The sequence below is a fragment of the Pseudomonas sp. NPDC087346 genome, from assembly GCF_044744235.1.
Taxonomy (GTDB): Bacteria; Pseudomonadota; Gammaproteobacteria; order Pseudomonadales; family Pseudomonadaceae; genus Aquipseudomonas.
Window position 1 is genome coordinate 1 of sequence record NZ_JBIUXX010000053.1, and the last position, 808, is coordinate 808.

The 808-nt window shown below is 58.4% G+C and carries 1 protein-coding gene; it reads left to right on the top strand.

What is annotated here, in order from left to right:
- Positions 1-808: rod shape-determining protein (locus ACIOZM_RS24595; protein WP_401218420.1), on the top strand; the 808-nt coding region annotated here is incomplete at both ends.

Genomic DNA, 808 nt, shown 5'->3' on the forward strand with positions numbered 1-808 from the left:
GTTTCCAGCGATCTTTCCATTGACCTGGGCACTGCCAACACCCTTATTTACGTGCGCGAGCGCGGTATCGTCCTGAATGAGCCAGCGGTTGTGGCCATTCGGCCACACGGTAACCCGACAAGTGTCGTTGCTGTCGGCACCGAAGCGAAGCGCATGCTCGGCCGTACGCCGGGCAACATTGCTGCCATTCGTCCGATGAAAGACGGCGTGATCGCCGACTTCAGCGTCTGCGAAAAGATGCTGCAATACTTTATTAACAAGGTTCACGAAAACAGCTATCTGCAGCAAAGCCCTCGAGTGCTGATCTGCGTTCCATGCAAATCCACCCAGGTTGAGCGTCGTGCCATCCGTGAATCGGCCCTTGGTGCCGGTGCTCGTGAAGTGTTCCTGATCGAAGAGCCAATGGCTGCTGCGATCGGTGCCGGCCTGCCGGTAGAGGAAGCGCGCGGTTCGATGGTCGTCGATATCGGTGGTGGTACTACCGAAATCGCCCTGATCTCGCTGAACGGTGTGGTTTATGCCGAATCTGTCCGCGTTGGCGGCGACCGCTTCGACGAAGCGATCATCACCTACGTGCGCCGTAACTACGGCAGCCTGATCGGTGAATCGACTGCCGAGCGCATCAAGCAGGAAATCGGTACTGCCTACCCGGGCGGCGAAGTTCGCGAAGTTGATGTTCGCGGTCGCAACCTGGCCGAAGGCGTTCCACGCGCATTCACCCTGAACTCCAACGAAGTGCTGGAAGCTCTGCAAGAGTCGCTGGCAACCATCGTTCAGGCCGTGAAAAGCGCTCTGGAGCAATCGCCGC